The sequence below is a fragment of the Streptomyces nitrosporeus genome (genome assembly GCF_008704555.1).
Classification (GTDB): domain Bacteria; phylum Actinomycetota; class Actinomycetes; order Streptomycetales; family Streptomycetaceae; genus Streptomyces; species Streptomyces nitrosporeus.
Genome location: NZ_CP023702.1, coordinates 6,646,953 through 6,664,943, shown reverse-complemented (window position 1 = coordinate 6,664,943; position 17,991 = coordinate 6,646,953). Strand labels below are relative to the sequence as shown.

The 17,991-nt window shown below is 74.6% G+C and carries 10 protein-coding genes; 2 read left to right on the top strand and 8 right to left on the bottom strand.

Going from position 1 to position 17,991, the window contains the following annotated elements; genetic code table 11:
* Window positions 1–5 precede the first annotated feature (5 nt).
* Window positions 6–449 carry a roadblock/LC7 domain-containing protein gene (locus CP967_RS29500; protein WP_150490888.1) on the bottom strand — a complete coding sequence of 148 codons (444 nt, stop codon included), beginning with the start codon at window positions 447–449 and terminating at the stop codon, window positions 6–8.
* Window positions 446–3,175, bottom strand: coding sequence for a sensor histidine kinase (locus CP967_RS29495; RefSeq protein ID WP_150490887.1), 2,730 nt, complete (start codon window positions 3,173–3,175; stop codon window positions 446–448). Before CP967_RS29495 ends, CP967_RS29500 begins: the two co-directional genes overlap by 4 nt.
* Before the next feature lie 474 nt (window positions 3,176–3,649).
* On the opposite strand from CP967_RS29495, the gene CP967_RS29490 reads away from it, so the two are divergent.
* The gene (locus tag CP967_RS29490) at window positions 3,650–4,105 is read left to right on the top strand and encodes a hypothetical protein (protein ID WP_373300453.1); all 456 of its coding nucleotides are present in this window, start codon (window positions 3,650–3,652) and stop codon (window positions 4,103–4,105) included.
* 69 nt (window positions 4,106–4,174) lie between these two features.
* Here the strand turns inward: CP967_RS29490 and CP967_RS29480 are convergent, their stop codons facing one another.
* The 6 genes from CP967_RS29480 to CP967_RS29450 all read right to left on the bottom strand — a co-directional run bounded on the left by CP967_RS29480 (window position 4,175) and on the right by CP967_RS29450 (window position 17,464).
* The gene (locus CP967_RS29480) at window positions 4,175–8,965 is read right to left on the bottom strand and encodes a hypothetical protein (protein WP_150490886.1); all 4,791 of its coding nucleotides are present in this window, start codon (window positions 8,963–8,965) and stop codon (window positions 4,175–4,177) included.
* A gap of 64 nt (window positions 8,966–9,029) precedes the next feature.
* The gene (locus CP967_RS29475; protein WP_150490885.1) at window positions 9,030–9,941 is read right to left on the bottom strand and encodes a hypothetical protein; all 912 of its coding nucleotides are present in this window, start codon (window positions 9,939–9,941) and stop codon (window positions 9,030–9,032) included.
* A 67-nt stretch (window positions 9,942–10,008) separates the two neighbouring features.
* Entirely contained in the window at window positions 10,009–11,535 is a 1,527-nt protein-coding gene (locus CP967_RS29470; protein WP_150490884.1) for a hypothetical protein, read from the bottom strand.
* 105 nt (window positions 11,536–11,640) lie between these two features.
* Window positions 11,641–15,258, bottom strand: a complete 3,618-nt coding sequence (locus tag CP967_RS29465) for a hydantoinase B/oxoprolinase family protein (RefSeq protein WP_150490883.1) — start codon at window positions 15,256–15,258, stop codon at window positions 11,641–11,643.
* 159 nt (window positions 15,259–15,417) lie between these two features.
* A complete protein-coding gene (locus CP967_RS29460; RefSeq protein ID WP_150490882.1) occupies window positions 15,418–16,836 on the bottom strand; it encodes a HEAT repeat domain-containing protein in 1,419 nt (472 codons plus the stop codon).
* Between the two features lie 235 nt (window positions 16,837–17,071).
* Complete coding sequence (locus tag CP967_RS29450; protein ID WP_150490880.1) at window positions 17,072–17,464, bottom strand: ankyrin repeat domain-containing protein; 393 nt, start codon at window positions 17,462–17,464, stop codon at window positions 17,072–17,074.
* A 307-nt stretch (window positions 17,465–17,771) separates the two neighbouring features.
* Between CP967_RS29450 and CP967_RS29445 the strand changes: the two genes are divergently transcribed.
* Window positions 17,772–17,966, top strand: coding sequence for a hypothetical protein (locus CP967_RS29445; protein WP_033304229.1), 195 nt, complete (start codon window positions 17,772–17,774; stop codon window positions 17,964–17,966).
* Window positions 17,967–17,991: the final 25 nt, after the last annotated feature.

Genomic DNA, 17,991 nt, shown 5'->3' with positions numbered 1-17,991 from the left:
TCCCCTCACCCTCCGGCGGGCATACCGGTCGTCCGGGGGCTGTTGGCGAGATGGGCCCCCACCCGCTTGACCATCAGGGTCATCTCGTACGCCACCTGTCCGACGTCCGAGTCGGCGTCGGCGAGGACGGCGAGGCAGCTGCCGTCGCCCGCCGCGGTGACGAAGAGGAACGCCTCGTCGAGTTCGACCACGGTCTGGCGGACCCGGCCCGCGTCGAAGTGGCGCCCCACGCCCTTGGCGAGGCTGTGGAACCCGGAGGCGACGGCGGCCAGGTGTTCGCTGTCCTCACGGGCCAGGTCCCGGGACGCGCCGGTGGCCAGGCCGTCGCTGGAGAGCACCAGCGCCTTGCGGATGCTGGAGACGCGCTCGACCAGTTCGTCGAGGAGCCAGTTGAGCCGGCCGGAGTCCTGGCGTGCGGTGTCGGTTGCTGTGGCGTTCGGTGCGGTCATCGACCGTCCCCTCCCGGAGTGGTTCCTGGTGCGGTCTCGCCGGGGCCGGTCGCGTCCTCGGCGTTCTGCCGACGGCCGCGCTGCCAGCCGCGTTGGAGCGAGGCCATGCGGTTGCGTACTTCGTCCGCGTCACGTTCGAAGTCATCGACGGTGTGTGCGGGGGCCTGGCCGGTGGTCCGCCCTGCGGCGTCCTCCCGGAGCTGTGGGGCGATGCTGGCCTGGCGGATCCTGCGGGGCAGTCCGCCGATGGTGCCGGGTGCGGCGGTGCCGGGCGCGGGGGCCGCCGGTGTCCGGCGGTCCCCGGCCGGGCCGTCGGCGTGGAGTCCGGGGGTCCGGCCGGCGGGCGCGGGGCGGGCGCGGCCCGTCTCGGGGATCCGGCGGGTCCGGGCGGCCTGGCCCGCCGGTTTGCGCCGGGGCAGCGGGACGGGTCCGGCGGGCCGCATCGGCCGGACCTCCGCGGTGTGCCCCTCCGGCTGGTCGGCTGCCTGCTGGTGCTGTTCGCGCTCGGCGTCGCGGCGCAGTCCACGGGCGCGGAAGATGCCGCCGCGCTCGCTCTCGGTGTCCTCCAGGTCGGACACGCCGTCGAGGACCGGTCCCAGCGCCGGGTCGAGGGCGCGGTCGAGCGCCGGGTCCGCGGCGAGTTCCCGTGCCTCGACCGGCCCTTCGAGCTCGACCGGCCCGTCCAGCGGGGCGAGGCCGGCGGGTACCGGTACGAGGCCCGGTCCCGGTCCGGCCGTTCCGGAGGACTTCGCTCCGGTGCCGCCCGTGTCCTGGCCCCCGACGGCCTTCTCGGCCCTGCGGTCGAGGCGGAAGCCCGTTCCGTGGGTGTCGGGGGCGTCGGTGAGCAGCTGCGCCGGGATGAAGACGACCGCGGTGGTCCCCCCGTACGGTGAGGTCTGCAGCGAGACCCGTACGTTCTGCCGCTGTGCGAGCCGGCTGACCACGAAGAGGCCGAGCCGGTCGGTGTCGGAGAGTTCGAAGTCCGGGGTCTCGGCGAGCCGGAGGTTGGCGTCCAGCAGGACCTCGGGGGTCATACCGAGGCCCCGGTCGTGGATCTCGAGGGTGAAGCCGTTGGACACGCGTTCACCGTGCACCTGGACCGCGGTGTGCGGGGGCGAGAACACGGTGGCGTTCTCCAGGAGTTCGGCGATCAGATGGGTCAGGTCGGCGACCGCGGGCCCGCCGACGCCTATCCGGGGCAGCCGCCTGACCTCGATGCGTTCGTAGTCCTCCACCTCGGCGACCGCCGCGCGCACCACGTCCATCAGCTGGACGGGCTTGCGCCACTGCCGGGAGGGGGCCGCCCCGGAGAGGATGACCAGCCCTTCGGCGTGGCGGCGCATGCGGGTGGTGAGGTGGTCGAGGCGGAACAGGTCGGCGAGTTCGTCGCTGTCCTCGGTACGCCGCTCCATGGCGTCCAGGAGCGTCAGCTGGCGGTGCAGCAGCACCTGGTTGCGGCGGGCCAGGTTGACGAACACCTCGGACACGCCGCGGCGCATGTCGGCCTGTCTGACGGCGGCCTCGACGGCGGCCCGCTGGAGGGTGTTGAGCGCCTGGCCGACCTGGCCGACCTCGTCCTTGTCGTAGTCGAGGTGCGGGGCCTCGGTCTCCACGTCGATCTGCTCGCCCGCGGCGAGGCGCCGCATCACGCTCGGCAGCCGTACGCCGGACACCTCGTGGGCGTCCTTGCGGAGCCGGGAGAGATCGCGCACGAGCGCGCGTCCCACACGGACGGAGACGAAGACCGAGACGACCAGGGCCACGAATCCGAGGACACCGGCCACCCCGGCCCGGATGAGGACGCGGTAGCCCGCGGGCTCGGCACGGTCCTGGAAGCGGTTGGCCATCTCGGTGCTGTCGTCGGCCAGGTGGTCCAGCACCGGCGGCGCCACCTGCTGCCACCGTGCGGCGTCGACGGCCCCCGGCCGCTCGAACGGCCCGGCGGCGATGAGCTTCTGCTCGGCGGTGCGCAGGGGCTCGGTGCCGGGGCCGGACCAGTACTGTTCCATGCGGGCCCGTTCGGAGGCCGGGAGCAGTTCGAGGTTGACCTCGTAGAGGAGCTCGCGGCTCGCCGCGAGGTCGGACACGGCACGCAGTTCGGGCGCCCCGAGCCGTCCGGCGATCAGGCCGGAGGCGATGAGCGCGTCCTGACGGGACAGCATCTCGCGGGCCCGGGACACGCCGACCAGCGCCCTGACCTGCTTGTCCATCGAGACGTTCTCCATGGTGTGGAGCCCGTTCAGGAAGCGGTAGCACGGGTCGATCAGGCCGTTGTAGAACTCCAGCGCCCTGGTCCGGTCGATGGTGCGCCGCTCGACGGAGGACCGCAGCGCGTCCAGTCCGTCGACCTTGCCGAGGATCGAGTCGAGCCGGGCCTCGGCGTCCGGGCTCAGGGCGTCGCGGACGTCGTCGCGCCCGGCGCTGCGGCGGACACCGGCCACGACCCGGTCGGTGGCGGCACGTTGCCGCAGGAGGACCGGCAGGGCGTCGGAGGCGCGGGGGTCGGCGAGGAAGACGAGGGTCTGGCGGCGTTCGTCCTGGACGGCGCGGACGGTGTCTTCAAGCGGGTGGCCGATGTTCTCCACGACGGAACCGGCGCCGATCAGGGCGCGGGCCTCCCGGCCTGTGACGTAGGTGGCGAAGACCCAGAGGGCCGTGAGAGAGACGAGCGGCACGAGGAGCAACGCCACGATCTTCCGGCGGATGGACTTCCCGCGAAAGCGCATGGCCTCCCCCAGCTCGACCCCGCCCGGCGGGGGTTGGTCGTTCCGGCGTCGTTCCGGTCGTCCGGTGGTGCGCCGGAGGATCGTCGGTGTTCCGTCAACAAACGGCGCGAGCCTACTACTGACTCACAGACAACTCGAAGGTGTGCCCGGACGATTTTCGGCCTCCCTTCCGCGCGTTGATCACCAGTTGTCCCGGTATTCCGGGCGAAGAAATTCGCGCAAGTGACACAGAAGACCTGGACGAACGCCACATCTCAGCGGCAGGCAGTTGGCCGGATCTCTTCGCCCTGTGGGTATTCGGGTCTGATTGAGGGCGTTCGACGGGAATCTTCGTACCCCGGCGTTCGTCCCCCTGTACGGGGGCAGACGACCTTTCGGGGTACGTCCGGCACGGCGGAGCACTCCGCCGGCGTAGAACGGGCACGCACCGGGCAGCCACCCCTGACTCGTACGGCGGAGGGGAGTTGAAGGTCCGTGGTGACGGATGGACGCCGGGGGACGCCGGTGCCGGGAGCGGGGCCGGCGGGCGGCGCCGCGGTGCCCCGGCAGCAGCTGTGGGTGGAGGAGCCCGCGATACGCAGACGGATGCCCGACCCGGTACGCGCCGCGGCCGTGCGGGCCGTCCTGATCATGTCGTTGACGCTGATCCAGGCCGTGGTGGCCTTCCTGTGCACCCTGGCGGGGTCGTGGCTGGCGTTCCCGATGATCCTCAGCGGCGTGGCGAGCACGGTGGTCGCCACCTGGTCGGTGCTGGACGTCTGGGTGACCCGCCAGGTGTGGAACCAGCGCCACGGTGTGGTGTCGGTGCCGAGCAGCACGGCGCGCCGGATGCGGCGTGAGCGGCGCAGGGCGCGGGCGGCCGCGAAGGCGCAGGCCCGGCGTGACTCCCGAATACGCCGCCGGGGCGCCGGCGGCCTCTCCCGGGCCTGAGCGGGGCGCGGCCGGCCGGGCTCCCGGGGCCGGTGGCGGCCCGGGGAGCCCGGGGGTGCTCCCGGACCGTCAGCGGTCCGGCCGGTCCGCCAGGTCCGCCAGGTCCGGCTGTCCCGCCAGGTCCGGCTGATCCGCAGGCTTCGGCTGATCCGCGGGCTTCGGCCGGTCCGCCGGGGGCCGGGGGGTGGTCTCCGCGCGTGTCCTCGGGACCGCCGGCCCGCCCGCTGCTTCCTCGGACGGCGCGGCCCGCTTGAACATCCGGGTCGCGGTGATCTCACCATGCACCGTCTCGCCCTGCGGGTCCTGCTGCGGGAGCCCCGGCCTCAGGTGCTCCTCCACGCTGATGTACTTCAGCCCGGCCCGCAGGTCCGCGTCGTTCCTCAACCTGATGACCAGGGGGAACTCGGCGAGGGCCGTGGTGTCGAAGAGACCGGTCGTGTACAGCAGCTGGACCCCGAGTGCGTCGGAGACCGCGCGCTGGAGTTCCAGCAGGTACGTGGCGTTCGCGCGGCCGATGGGGTTGTCCAGGAACAGGGTCCCGGCGTGGCGGTGCCGGTCGTGGCCCCGGTCGTTGCTCCGCAGGGCCGCCATGGTGCAGTACAGGGCGATGGCGGCGGTGAGGAGCTGCCCCCCGGAGAAGACGTCGCCCATCTGTCCCACCGGGACCCGCTCGGCGCGGAGCACCGCGTCGGGCTTGAGGATCTCCACGGCGATGCCCTTGGGCCGGAGCGCCGCCTGGACACCGCGCAGCAGGAGGGACATGCCGTCCCTGCGGAGGTCGGAGTTCTTCCTGAGGGCCGCGTGGGTGGCCTCGTCGACGACCTCGCCGAGCCGCTCGGTGAGGGTGGCCTGGTCGGGTTCCTCGAAACGGATCCGGAGGAACTCCTGGCCCGACCACTCCCCCAGCCCTTCGGGGAGCCGGGAGAGGCGCTGGGCGGAGCGCAGGGTGGTGAGCGCGGACTCCACCAGCCCGCGCAGCCGGTCCACGATGGAGTCGCGGTTGCGTTCCAGCTGGGCCAGCTCGTCGGTGAGTACGCGCAGCCGGGGCGCGAAGGCCGCGGCCCACTTCTCCGCGTGGTCGGGCAGGGCGGAGGCGGGGAGTTCACGGATCTGCTGCCGGGCCGGGGTGCGGACCTGCTCGTAGCGGGTGGAGTTGGCGTGCCGTACGAGCACGTCGCTCGCCTCCCGCACCGAGCCCTCGGCCGCCGAGAGGTCCGCCGAGCAGCCGCGCAGCGAGCGGCGGGCCTCGGCCGCGGACCGCCTCGCCTCCTCCAGCGTGCCCGGGTAGGGGGCGTCCTCCTCCGGCGCCTCGTCGGACGCGGCCTCCCGCAGCAGGTCGCGCAGGAGGGCCGCCATCTCGTCGAAGCCGCTCGCGGAGTCCTCCGCGGTGCGGTGGGCGCGGAGCAGCTCGGTGTGGACGGCGCGTGCCGTCTCCAGGGCGGCGGTGGCCGCGGCCAGTTCGGCGGTCGCGGTCCGCAGCAGGGCCTGCGCCTGTTCCGCGTCGGCGGGGACGAGGTCCCCGGGGAGTTCGGTGTGCCGGGCCTCGCCGTCGGCCGGTGCGAGGCGTTCCGCTTCACCGCGCAGCCGCCCCAGCTGCTCGCTGGCCGAGGAGGCCCGGGTCTCCAGGAGCTGTACGAGGGACTCCGCGCGGGCCGCCGCGGCCTGCCGGGAAGGTCCGTCGGCGCCGTCGGTGCCCTCCAGGAGCTGGGCGGCGCGGGTGCGCACCTTGTTGGTGAGGCGGTCGAGTTCGGCGAGGGCGGCGCTCTCGTCGCTCTCCGCCCGGGCCTGCTCGGCCCGCAGGTCCGCGCCGACACCGACCTTCTCGTACAGCTGGGAGGCCGCCCGGTATGCCTCGCGCAGGGCGGGCAGCGAGACGCGTGCGCCACCGGGCACGGGGTCGGGCGGTGTTTCCGGGGCACCGGCGATCTCGGCGCGTTCGGCGCGCAGGGCGCGGGAGGTGCGATGGGCGTCGTCCGCCGCGCGCTGGGCCGCCCTGCGGTCCTCGTCGGCGGCGCGGGCCCGGTCGAGGCAGGCGGCGGCACGGGCCTCGGACTCGGCCGCCTCGTCGGTGAGTTCCCGCAGCCTGGCCTGCCAGGCCGCCCGGTCGCGCAGCCGGTGCGCGAGCCCGGCCAGCGCGTCGGCGGCCCGGCGGGCGCGCTGGGCCGCCTCCTGCCTCTCGTCGCGGACGCGGGCGGCCTCCGCCGCCGCCTCGTCCGCCTCGGCCCGGACGGTGCGGGCCTCCGCGAGACGGGTCTCCGCGGTCTCGGCGGCGGTGCGTGCGGCGGCGGCGGCCTCCCGGAGTTCGGTGAGCATGCCCGGCGGGCAGTCGGCCCGCCAGGAGCCGATCCTGGCGGCCAGGGCGCGGTCGGCCCCGAGCCGCGCGGCGAGCGCGCGGATGTCCTCGTCCCGTGCGGCGGCCCTCGCCCGCAGGGCCTGGCGTTCCTCGTCGGCTGCGTGCTCGTCGTGCATGGCGGGGTTCGGCGGTACCAGGAAGACGCCGTCCGCGGCCGGACCGCCCCCGGCGGGTACGGGCGCCAGGAGCGCCGCGGCGGTACCGACGGCCACGGCGGAGCGGGGCAGCAGGGCGGCGGAGCCGAGCACCTCGCGGGCCCTGGTGTGCGCGTCCGGGTCGGTGATGACGACCCCGTCGACGAGTTCCGGGCGGGCGGCGAGCACGGCCGCGTGGTCCAGGGGGTCGACGGACTGGGCGAGGTAGCGCCAGCCGGGCAGTGCGGGGATGCCGTGTTCGCCGAGGTACTCGACGGTGGCCAGGACGTCGGGGCCCGGGGGCAGCAGTCCGCCGTCGCCGAGGGCGCCGAGGATGCGGGAGTCGTCGGCGGCGGCGGTACGCATGTCGAAGAGCCTGCGCTCGGCGGCGGCGATGCCCGTCTCCAGCAGTTCGCGCACCTCCTCGGCTCCGGTGTCGAGTTCCTCGGCGGTGAGCGCCGGCGCGCCGTCGGCCGGGCCGGGTGCGTCCGGGCCGGCGGTGCGCCGGGGGCGGGGCACCCCGGCGGCCCCGGGCAGTCCCAGGAGTTCGGCGAGGCGCGGGTCGGAGGCGATCGACGCGGCGGCGCCGCGCTCCGCCTCGTACGACCGCTCGGCGCTCTGGGCGCGGTCGGCGGCCCGGGCGGCGGCGAGTTCGGCCCGGCTTTCGGCCGCCGCCGCCTCGCGGGCGTGGTCGGCGGTGCTCCTGGCCGCCTCCCGTGCGGTGTCCCAGGCCGCGACGGCGGCCTTCTCCGCGTCGTTGGCGGCGAGGGCCGCGCGGGCCGGGTCGGCGTCGGGGGCGGTGTCGTCGAGCCAGCCCGCCCGCACGGCTTCCGCGGTCTCCTGTTCGACCTCCACGAGGCGCTGGCGGAGGTGCCCGGCCTCGCTGCGTGCGCGCTGGGCCTCGGTGGCCGCGGTGGTGGCGTCGCGGTGGGCGGCCTCGCCGGTGGCCTGGAGGACCGCGGAGCGCTCCTCCTCCTCGTCGGCGACCCGCTCGCCTTCCTCGGCGGCGGTGTGCAGGGCGCGTACGAGATCGGCGGCGGCGGTGGCACGGGCGGCGAGGGCGGGGGCGGCGTCGCGTTCGGCCTCGCGGATGGCCACGGCGACCCTGGCCGAGCGGTCGGCGGCCGCGCGGTGGCGCAGGACCGCCTCGGCGGCCTGCCAGGCGGCGTGCAGGGTGCGGGCGTCGCCCAGTTCACGGCGCTGGGCCGCCGCGCCCTTCTCCGCGGCGGCGAGGGCCAGCGAGGCGTGCCGGTAGGCGAGTTCGGCGGCGATCAGGTCGCGGTGCCCGCGGGTGCTCTCGGCCTCGGTGACGGTGCGGGCGGCGGAGGTGACCTGCCCGGCGAGTTCCGCGGTGCGGGCGCGTTCCCCGGCGGCGCGGGCGGACAGTCCGCGGGCGAGGGTGCGGGTGCGCCGCTCGGCCGCGGCGTGGATGTCGCGGCTGCGGGCCCGGGCCCCGGTGGCTTCGACGATCCGGCCCAGCAGGTCGACGGATCCGGCGGTGAAGTCGCGTTCGGCGGTGAGTTCGGCGCGGCGGCCGAGTTTGTTGCCGAAGCCGCTGACCAGGTCGGCGAGGCCGTCCGTGTCGCGGGTGTCGGTGACCGCCCGCAGCAGCAGGTCGGTGAAGTCGGAGTCCTTCTTGACGGCGAAGAGGCCGGCCGCCTCGCCCTCGTCCGCGTTCATCTCACGCTGGTAGCGGAAGAGTTCGGGGTCGAGGCCGAGGTCGCCGAGGTGCTCGTTCCACCGGTCGTGGATCTCTTCCCAGTGCACGTCGAGGTGCTGGTAGAACTTGCCTGCGTCCATGAGGGCGTCGCGGAAGCCCTTCATGGTGCGCCGCCGGCCCCGCGCCCCGGAGGCGCCCTCGGCAGGGCGGCCCACCGAGGTGGCCTCGGCGACGGGCAGGCTGTCGAGGCTGAGCCCGGGGCCGGGGCGGAAGGAGTACCAGGCCTCGGCGAACTTGCGCGGGTCATTGGAGACCTGCCGGCCGCGCCATTCGCTGACCTTGCCGACGACGACGCATTCGCCGGTGAGTGTGTGCTGCCATTCCAGGGCGACGTGCCCGCAGTCGTCGGCCAGCAGGAACTTGCGCAGTACGCCGGAGCTGGCGCCGCCCAGGGTGTTGCGGTGCCCGGGCAGCATCACCGAGAAGATCAGCTTGAGGAGGACGGATTTGCCGCCGCCGTTCTCCAGGAAGAGCACTCCCGCGGGTGCCGGGCGGCGCGGGGGCCCGACCGGCTCCTCCTCGAAGAACTCCGCCTGGGCCGGGGCGGGGTGGGGCACGGGCTCCCCTACTCCGCGCAGGTCGAGCACGGTGTCGGCGTAGCGCGCACCGGCGGGTCCGATGGAGTAGAGGCGGACCCGGGACAACTCGTACATGGCGGCGGACTCTCGTCGTTCAGGTGGCGGGGGGGGCGGCGGCCGCACGGGAGTGCGGGCGGGGTCAGGAGTGGAAGGGCAGGCCCGCGTCGGGGGCGAGCTCCAGGCCGTCGGCGTCGGGCGGGGGCAGGAGCGTGGCCGACCCGTCGGTGACCGGTACGACACCGAGTTCCAGGAGCTCGGCCATCGCGGCGCCGCCGGCCATGTCGCGTACCTGGAGCTGGTAGCGGGCGGTGGTGCGGTAGGTGCCGCCCGCGTCGTCGCCGGTGCGCTGGAGGAAGCCGGAGTCGCCGAGGAAGGCGACGGCCTTGCCGATGATGCCGGTGGTCGACCCCGCGAGCCGCCGGGCGTCCTTGGTGGCTCCGGTGGCGCTGCGGCGGGCGTAGACGCGCCAGCCCGACTCCAGCCCCGGGGCGTCGGAGGCGGGGTCGGTGTTGTCGCCCCGCTGTTCGGCGCGCTCCTCCAGTCGGCGGCACGCCTGGCGGACGAAGGCGTCGACGCCGTTGACCGTGATCCGCCCGATGTAGGCGTCGTCGGCGAGGTCCTCGGGCCGGGGGAAGGCCATGGCGGCGACGGCGAGGTGGGCCAGTCCGTGCAGGAAGCGGTCGGCGGTGTCGGAGGAGGCGCGCCGGGCGTAGTCGCCCATGCGTACGGCGAACACGGAGTCCTCCGCGGCGGTCACCGCCATACCGGCGCGGGCGGAGACCTCCAGGACGACGAGTCCGAGTCCGGTGGCGACGGCGTCGGCGAGCCGGGCGAACGCCGGTTCCTCGCGGTAGCGGCGCAGCAGTTCGGCGTATTCGGCGTCCCGGGCGGGCACCAGTCTGGGCTGGAGTCCGAAGGAGACGAGCCGGGCCGCGTCGGCCGCGTCGGCGGGGGTGGCCCCGGCGGGGGCCGCCGCCGGGGCGGGGTCCGCCGTGTACCCGGGCTGCGGGTCCGCCCACGCGTCGGCGGGTTCGGCGTACTGCTCGGTCACTGCGGGGGCTCCTCGGTACGGGTGGCTGCGCTCGTGGGGCGGAGGCGGGGGCCGGCCGGGCGGACGCTCACGAGGCGTCCTTGCGGTCCGCGGCCATGCCCGCGGCGTCCAGCAGGGCGGTGCCCACTATCAGGTCGGCCCCGCCGAACTCCGGGTCCTCCAGCGGGATTCCGTCGTCGACCGCGAAGAGCAGTCTGCGTTCTCCCTGGCGGTAGGCGGTGCCGACCGGGGGGCTCGCCGCGTGGACGGCGAGCAGGGCGACCAGATAGGGCAGGTCGGGGTCGTGGAGCCGGGCCTCGGCCAGCAGGCCGGAGAGCCGGCGGGGGGCGTCGTGCTCCAGGTCGAGCAGGTCCAGGGCGTGCGCGAGCTGCTCCTCGCTGAACCGGCTGTCGTCGGGGGTGGCCACGAGGTCGGGTTCGGGCATCTCCGCGCCGAGGTGCTCCCGTTCGACGGGCGGGGTGAGCAGCAGGTCGACGAGGTCGCCGACGCGGACGGAGACCGGGGTGCGCAGTCCGGTGCCGTGGGTGAAAAAGGCGTCGGTGACCCGGGACGCCTCTTCGACGGGGAGCGGCAGCAGGGGGGCGACGAGCTGGCCGTAGAGGTCGAGTCCCAGGCGGGAGGCGGGGGCGGCGAAGGCCTGCCGGTCCTGTTCGGCGCGGAAGAGCGGCCCGGCCTCCAGCAGCCGGGACTGGAGCTGGGTGTGGCGGCGGATGCAGTCCTTGACGATGTCGACGAGCTCGGCGGCGCGCCGTTTGTGCTCGGGGTCCTCGGCCTCGTCCCTGGCCTTGCGGATGTTGGTGAGGATGGCGTTCTCGTGGCGGTAGCGGTCGGCGACGTGGTCGAGGGCTTCGGCGATCATGTCGGGGACGGCGTTGAGCCAGTCGACGGCGCGGACGTTGCGCCGGGTCGCCTCCAGGGTCCGGCGGAGGGTCTCCGCGTACTGCACGGTGCGGTAGCGGGCCTGTTCGGCGGCGAGCTGGGCGTCGGCGAGGCGGCCCCGGCTGATGAGGACCTCCAGTTTCACCTCGGCGGCGATCTGCGCGCTGGTGACATCGGTGTCCAGGGCGCCGACCAGGACGTTGACCGCTTCGTCGGTGGCCCGGAGGTAGACGGCGCCGTCGGGGCCCGGTACCTCCTCGACGAGTTTGAAGTCGTAGTCCCGGCGGACGTACACGCCGTCCGGGCCGAAGGTGCCGTACACCGCGCGGAAGCCCCGGTCCACGCTGCCGACGTTGATCAGGTTCTCCAGGACCCAGCGGGCGACCCGCTCGTGTTCGGTGGCGGGGCGGCCGGGGGCCTGGGCGCCGACCCTGGGGAGGAGTCTGGCCACTATCTGGTCGTGGTCCGCGCCCGTGTCGAAGTCCATGTTGAGGGTGACCAGGTCGATCGCGGCGAGGGCGACCTCCGCCATCGCGTAGACCGTGTACTCGCCGGCCAGGTTCGCCTTGCGTGCGTCGAGGTCGTGCAGCGGGGCGGTGCAGGCGAGCGCGCGCAGCCGACGCGAGAGCCCCTCGTCGGCGGCGGGGCCCGGGGCGGGCCGCGGCCCCGCGCTGAGCTGCGGCGCAGCGGTGTGGGTGTCGGCAGGCGAAGTCACGCTGCACAGATTAGGTCCTCGCACCGACAACGGTCGAAACGGCGCAGAACCGGCCGCCCGGCGGGCACGCGGCGCCCTCCCCGGCCGCTCCGGCGCGCCCGTGCGTCAGGCCGCCCCGTAGCCGCCCCCGCCCGGCGTCCGCAGCACCAGCAGGTCCCCGGTGTCCAGGTCCGCGCTGTCGCAGCCCTTCAGCGGGACGACGTCCCCGGTGCCGGCCCGCTCGATGTGCTGCCCGCCCGGCTCTCCCGGCCCGCCGCCCGCCATTCCGTACGGTGGCACGCGGCGGTGCCCCGACAGCAGGGTGACGGTGACGGGTTCGAGGAAGCGGAGGCGGCGTTCGGTACCGCTTCCGCCGTGCCACCGTCCCGTGCCGCCGCTGCCCTCGCGCACGGTGAAGCTCTCGACCCGTACGGGGCAGCGCCACTCCAGGATCTCGGGGTCGGTGAGGCGGGAGTTGGTCATATGGGTCTGGACGGCGTCGGCGCCGTCGAATCCGTCCCCGGCGCCCGATCCGCTCGCGACGGTCTCGTAGTACTGGACGCGGTCGTTGCCGAAGGTCAGGTTGTTCATCGTGCCGGACCCCTCGGCCTGTATCCCGAGCGCGGCGTACAGGGCGCCCGTGACCGCCTGGGAGGTCTCCACGTTGCCCGCGACGGTCGCCGCCGGCGGGGCGGGGGCCAGCATCGATCCCTCCGGGACGCGTATGTCCAGGGGGGTCAGGCAGCCGCTGTTGAGCGGGATGTCGCCGGTGACGAGCGTCCGGAAGACGTAGAGGACGGCGGCCGTGACGACGGAGCGCGGGGCGTTGAAGTTGCCGGGCTGCTGGGGGGAGGTGCCGGTGAAGTCGATGACGGCCTGCCGGCGTTCGCGGTCCACGGTGACCGCGACCTCGATGAACGCGCCGTTGTCCGTCTCGTAGCGGCAGGAGCCGTCGCGCAGCCCCGCGACGATCCGGCGCACGGACTCCTCGGCGTTGTCCTGGACGTGGCCCATGTACGCCTGGACGACGTCCCGGCCGAACTGCCGGGTGATCCCGCGGAGTTCCGCGATGCCCTTCTCGTTGGCGGCGATCTGCGCGCGCAGGTCGGCGAGGTTGGCCTCAGGATCGCGCGAGGGGTGGGCCGCGGTGGTGAGCAGGCGGCGGGTCTCCTCCTCGCGCAGCCGCCCGTCGCGGACCAGGAGCCAGTTGTCGAACAGGACGCCCTCCTCGTCGGCGGTCCGGCTGAAGGCGGGCATGGATCCGGGGGTGATGCCGCCGATCTCCGCGTGGTGGCCGCGGGACGCGACGAAAAAGCGCGGCCGCGGGGGCCGGGCGCCGTCGTCGGGCCCGTCGAACACGGGGGTGACGACGGTGACGTCGGGCAGGTGGGTACCGCCGTGGTACGGGTCGTTGACGGCGTAGACGTCGCCCGGCCGCAGGGTGGTCCCGTTGCGCCGCAGCACCTCCTTGACGGACTCCCCCATCGATCCGAGGTGCACCGGGATGTGCGGGGCGTTGGCGACGAGGCCGCCCTCCGCGTCGAAGACCGCGCAGGAGAAGTCCAGCCGTTCCTTGATGTTGACGGAGTGCGCGGTGTTCTCCAGGCGTACGCCCATCTGCTCGGCGATCGACATGAAGAGGCTGTCGAACACCTCCAGCATGACGGGGTCGGCCCGGGTGCCGGCCGCGGTGCGTTCCGGGCGCGGTCGCACCCGGTGGAGTACCAGGTGCCCGGAGCGTTCCGCGGTGGCCCGCCAGCCCGGGTCCACGACGGTGGTGGAGTCGTCCTCGGCGATGATCGCGGGGCCGTCCACGGTGCCGGAGGGGAGCAGGTCCGCGCGCCGGTGGAGGCGGGCCTCCCGCCATCTCCCCCCGGTGAACATCCGGACGGCCCCCGCCGCGGGCGCCGTCCCCCGGCGGCCTGGGGGCGGGCCCGGCGGGCGGTGTCCGCGTTCTCCCGTCCTTCCCGTCGCCTCCACCGTGACGGTCCCGGCGACGAGGGGCCTGTCCGTGGTGAACCCGTAACGGGCCCGGTGGGCGGTGGTGAACTCCTCGGTCATGGCGGCGACGGTGCCGAGCCGGACGGGCAGGCCCGCGTCCGTCCCCGCGTAGCGCAGCAGCACCCGCGCGCGGGTGGAGACGGCGCTGTCGGGGACGTGGTCGGCCCGCAGCTCGGCGCGGGTGCGTTCCGCCAGCCGCTCGGCGGTCTCCTCCACGCGGGTACGGGCGGCCTCGTCCAGCGTGGTCTCGACGGACTGCTCCCGCATGGCCGTGACGTCGGCGAGGCCGATGCCGTACGCGGACAGGACACCGGCCAGCGGCGGTACCAGGACGGTGCCGATCCCGAGCGCGTCGGCGACCGCGCAGGCGTGCTGCCCGCCCGCCCCGCCGAAGCTGGCCAGGGCGTAACGGGTGACGTCGCGGCCGCGCTGGACGGAGATCTTCTTGATGGCGTTGGCCATGTTCTGTACGGCGATCTCCAGGAAGCCGGCGGCCACCCCGGCGGGGTCCTGCCGCCGTCCCGTGGCCCGGGCCACCTCGGCGGCCAGGGCCTCGAAGCGCTCGTGCACGACGTCCGGGTCGAGCCGCCGGTCGCCCCGGGGGCCGAAGACGGCCGGGAAGTGGGCGGGGTCGATCCGGCCGAGCATGACGTTGGCGTCGGTGACGGTGAGCGGGCCGCCCCGCCGGTAGCAGGCGGGCCCCGGGTCGGCGCCCGCCGATCCGGGACCGACCCGGTAGCGCCGGCCGTCGAAGTGCAGGACCGATCCGCCGCCCGCCGCGACGGTGTGGATGCTCATCATGGGGGCGCTCATCCGCACACCGGCCACCTGGGTGCCGAGTTCCCGCTCGAACTCACCGGCGTAGTGCGACACGTCGGTGGAGGTGCCGCCCATGTCGAAGCCGATGACCCGGTCGTGGCCGGCCTGTCCGGACGTACGGGCCATGCCGACGACGCCGCCGGCCGGGCCGGAGAGCACCGCGTCCTTGCCGCGGAAGTGGGCCGCCTCCCGCAGGCCGCCGTTGGACTGCATGAACATCAGGCGGATCCCGCCCAGTTCGGCGGCCACCTCGTCGACGTAGCGGCGCAGGACGGGCGAGAGGTAGGCGTCGACGACCGTGGTGTCGCCGCGCGGTACCAGTCTGATCAGCGGGCTGACCTCGTGCGAGCAGCTGACCTGGGTGAAGCCGGCTTCCCGGGCGGCCTCGGCGACGGCGTTCTCGTGTGCGGGGTGGCGGTAGCCGTGCATCAGGACGACCGCGGCGCTGCGGAACCCGGCCGCCCTCGCCTCGCCCAGCCGCCGGACGAGGGTGCCGCGGTCGAGGGGCCGTACCGTCCGGCCGTGGGCGTCGACGCGTTCCGGTACCTCGATCACCCGGTCGTACACGGCCTCGGGCAGCACGATGCGGCGGTCGAAGAGGCGTGGGCGGTTCTGGTACGCGATCCGCAGGGCGTCCCGGAAACCTTCGGTGATGACCAGGACGGTCGGTTCGCCCCGCCGTTCCAGCAGGGCGTTGGTGGCGACCGTGGTGCCCATCCTGACGCCCGCGACCCGGTGCGCGGGAACCGGGTCGTCCGGGCCGAGTCCGAGCAGCAGCCGGATCCCCTCGACGGCCGCGTCGCGGTGCCGGCCGGGGTCGTGGGAGAGCAGTTTGCGGGTGACCAGGCGTCCGTCCGGGTCCCGTCCCACGACGTCCGTGAAGGTGCCGCCGCGGTCGATCCAGAACTCCCAGCGCCCGGTCATCCCCCCATTCTCGCGCGGCCGTCCCCCGTCCGCAGCGGGCCGGGGAGCGGGACCGGCGGGGCGTTCCCGGGCGGCGGGCCACCGCCCGGGGGCGCTGCGCGGGGACCGGCCCCGCACGTCCGGCTCCTCAGCCGTCCCGCGCCCCGGCTCCCGGCTCCCTCAGCCGGTCTGCGCGTCCGGGCCGATGCGGCTGCGTACCGCGGTCTGCACCTCGGCCTCCTCGGCCGGGTCGGCGGCGAGCCTGCGCAGGCGTTCGGCGACCCGGATGTCGCCGGTCTCGGCGTGGAGCGCGGCCAGCTCCCGGGTGGTCTCCTCGCAGTCCCAGAGGCACTCGACGGCGAAGCCGGTGGCGAAGGAGGGGTCGGTCGCGGCCAGCGCGCGGGCGGTCCGGCCGCGCAGATGGGAGGAGGAGGTCTCGCGGTAGACGTGGCGCAGCACCGGTGCGGCGCAGGCGATGCCGAGGCGGCCCGCCCCGTCGACCAGGGTCCACAGGCTCCGGCCGTCGGGGCCGTCGCCCCGGACGGCCTCGCGCAGGGCCGCGAGGACGAGCGGGGCGTCCTGGGCCGTGCCCCGGCAGGCCAGCACACCTGCCGCCGAGACGCCGAGGGCGTCCGGCCGGCGGGCCCACCGGCGCGCACGGTCGACCGCCGTCTCGTCGCACATGCGCTCGAAGGCCGCCACGGCGGCTTCCGCCACGGTGGGGGACGGGTCCGCGGCGGCCTGTTCGATCAGGTCCAGCACGACGGGGTCCCGGGCTTCGGCCAGGTAGTGCAGGGCGGCGCAGCGGGCGCCGTCCGGGCCGCTCCGGGCCGCCTCGACGATCCGCGGCCGGTCCTCGGTGCCGGCGACGGCCGACAGGCAGCGGGCGGCGGGCACATGCAGCACGCTGCCGCGTTCGAGTCCCTGCTGGGCCCAGTCGAACACCGCCTGGACGCTCCAGCCGGGCCGGGGCCCGGCGGGCCGCATCTGCCGCTGCCACCGGTCGAAGGAGCCCTGCTCGCCGGCGGCGCGCACCCGGGCGCCGACCGCTTCGCGCGGGTCGTCGGCCCAGAGCCGCCAGGGCCGGGGCTCGAAGGCGTCCCGCACGGCGGCGGCCAGCTCGGCCGCGCCCTGCGGGGTGGCGGGGAACCGGGCGAGCACGGGCCCGGCGAGTGAGCGCAGCCCGGCGTCGTCGTCGCGCAGCGCCAGCTCGTCGAGGGCCCAGGCCCAGTTGGTGCCGGTCGCGGCGTAGCGCCGCAGCAGCGTGAGGGCGTCGTCACGCCCGTACGAGGCGAGGTGGCCCAGGACCGAGAGCGCGAGGCCCGTGCGCGACTCGTCGGTGTCGAGGCGGTCCTCGGCGTCCCACAGGTGCCGCTCGATCTCCTCGGTGCCGCCGTCGAGATCGATGTACAGGCGGGCGTAGTAGAGGGAGCGGTTCTCGACCTGCCAGTCGTGGCGCGGGTCGCTCAGGACGCAGTGGTTGAGGGCCGCGAGGGCCTCGGTACGGGGTGCTGCGAGTGCGTGGAGTGTGCCGTCGCCGCGGCCCCTCTGCAGCAGACCGAGCAGAGTGCCGCTCGGCGCTATGAACGGATCGAACATGGGGAAAGCCTCACATCAAGCTGTCGACGCGACCGGGACCGTGCTGTTCACGTACCGGGGGGACTAGGCCGCGCGACAACATGACCGGCCGGCCGCCGTCTTTAGCCTGGTGCTCATCTTCCTCTGCCTCTCGTCGGTGGTCCTGAGCGGACCCGCGACGTCATGATGGCCCAGCCATTTCGCCGACGCGACCACATTTACGGCACACCGGTCCACCGCCCGCCCGGTGGGCGCCTCAGCGCGCACCGAAGAGTTCCAGCAGGTCGTCCTTGCCGAACATGCGCGCGGTGTCCTCGGCGGAGGGTGTTCCGGCGGCCGGATCGGCCCCCGCCGCCAGCAGCGCCTCGATCACCGCGCGCTCCCCCTTGAAGACGGCGCCGGCGAGCGGGGTCTGGCCCCGGTCGTTGGCCCGGTCCGGGTCCGCCCCGCGGGCGGCGAGGGCGGCGACGGCCGGTGCGTGGCCGTGGTAGGCGGCGAGCATGATCAGGGTGTCGCCCCGGTCGTTGGTGAGGTTCGCCGGGAGGCCCGCGTCGACATAGGCGGCCAGGGCGTCCGCCTCACCGCGGCGGGCCAGGTCGAAGACCTTGGTCGCCAGCTCGACCACCTCGGGGTCGGGGGTTTCGCTCATCGGACGGGCCGCCTTCCATAACCGTTCTCGCCGTTGCCGACCTGGTGGGGTACGGCACAGGGCCGTACGAGTGAATCGACAGGGTACTGCCCCGCGGACGCGGTGATCCTGCCCATGCGCGGCGAAAGATCACCTGCGGCCCGGCCCGGGTCTCCCCGGGCGGGCGCGGCCGGCGGCAGCCGCCTTCTCCCCACCGCCCGGGTGAAAAACATCACCTTTCACCCCATTGGATCTATTTTCATATAGACGCACCGGGTGATGCTGTAAGTACTCATGGTGACTGTCCCCTCAACCAGGAGAACTGCTCATGATCCTCTCCATCTCGGGCGTGGTCCTGCTCGGCATCATCGTCTTCCTGTTCTTCAAGAAGGACGGGCTCAAGGCGTCCCACGCCCTCATCTGCGCCCTGTTCGGCTTCTACCTGGCCGGCACCGCCATCGCGCCCAGCATCACCGCGGGCGGGGCGAGCCTCGCCGGCATGCTGGGCGGGATCAAGTTCTGACACCCCGCATCCGTTCCCGCCCCCT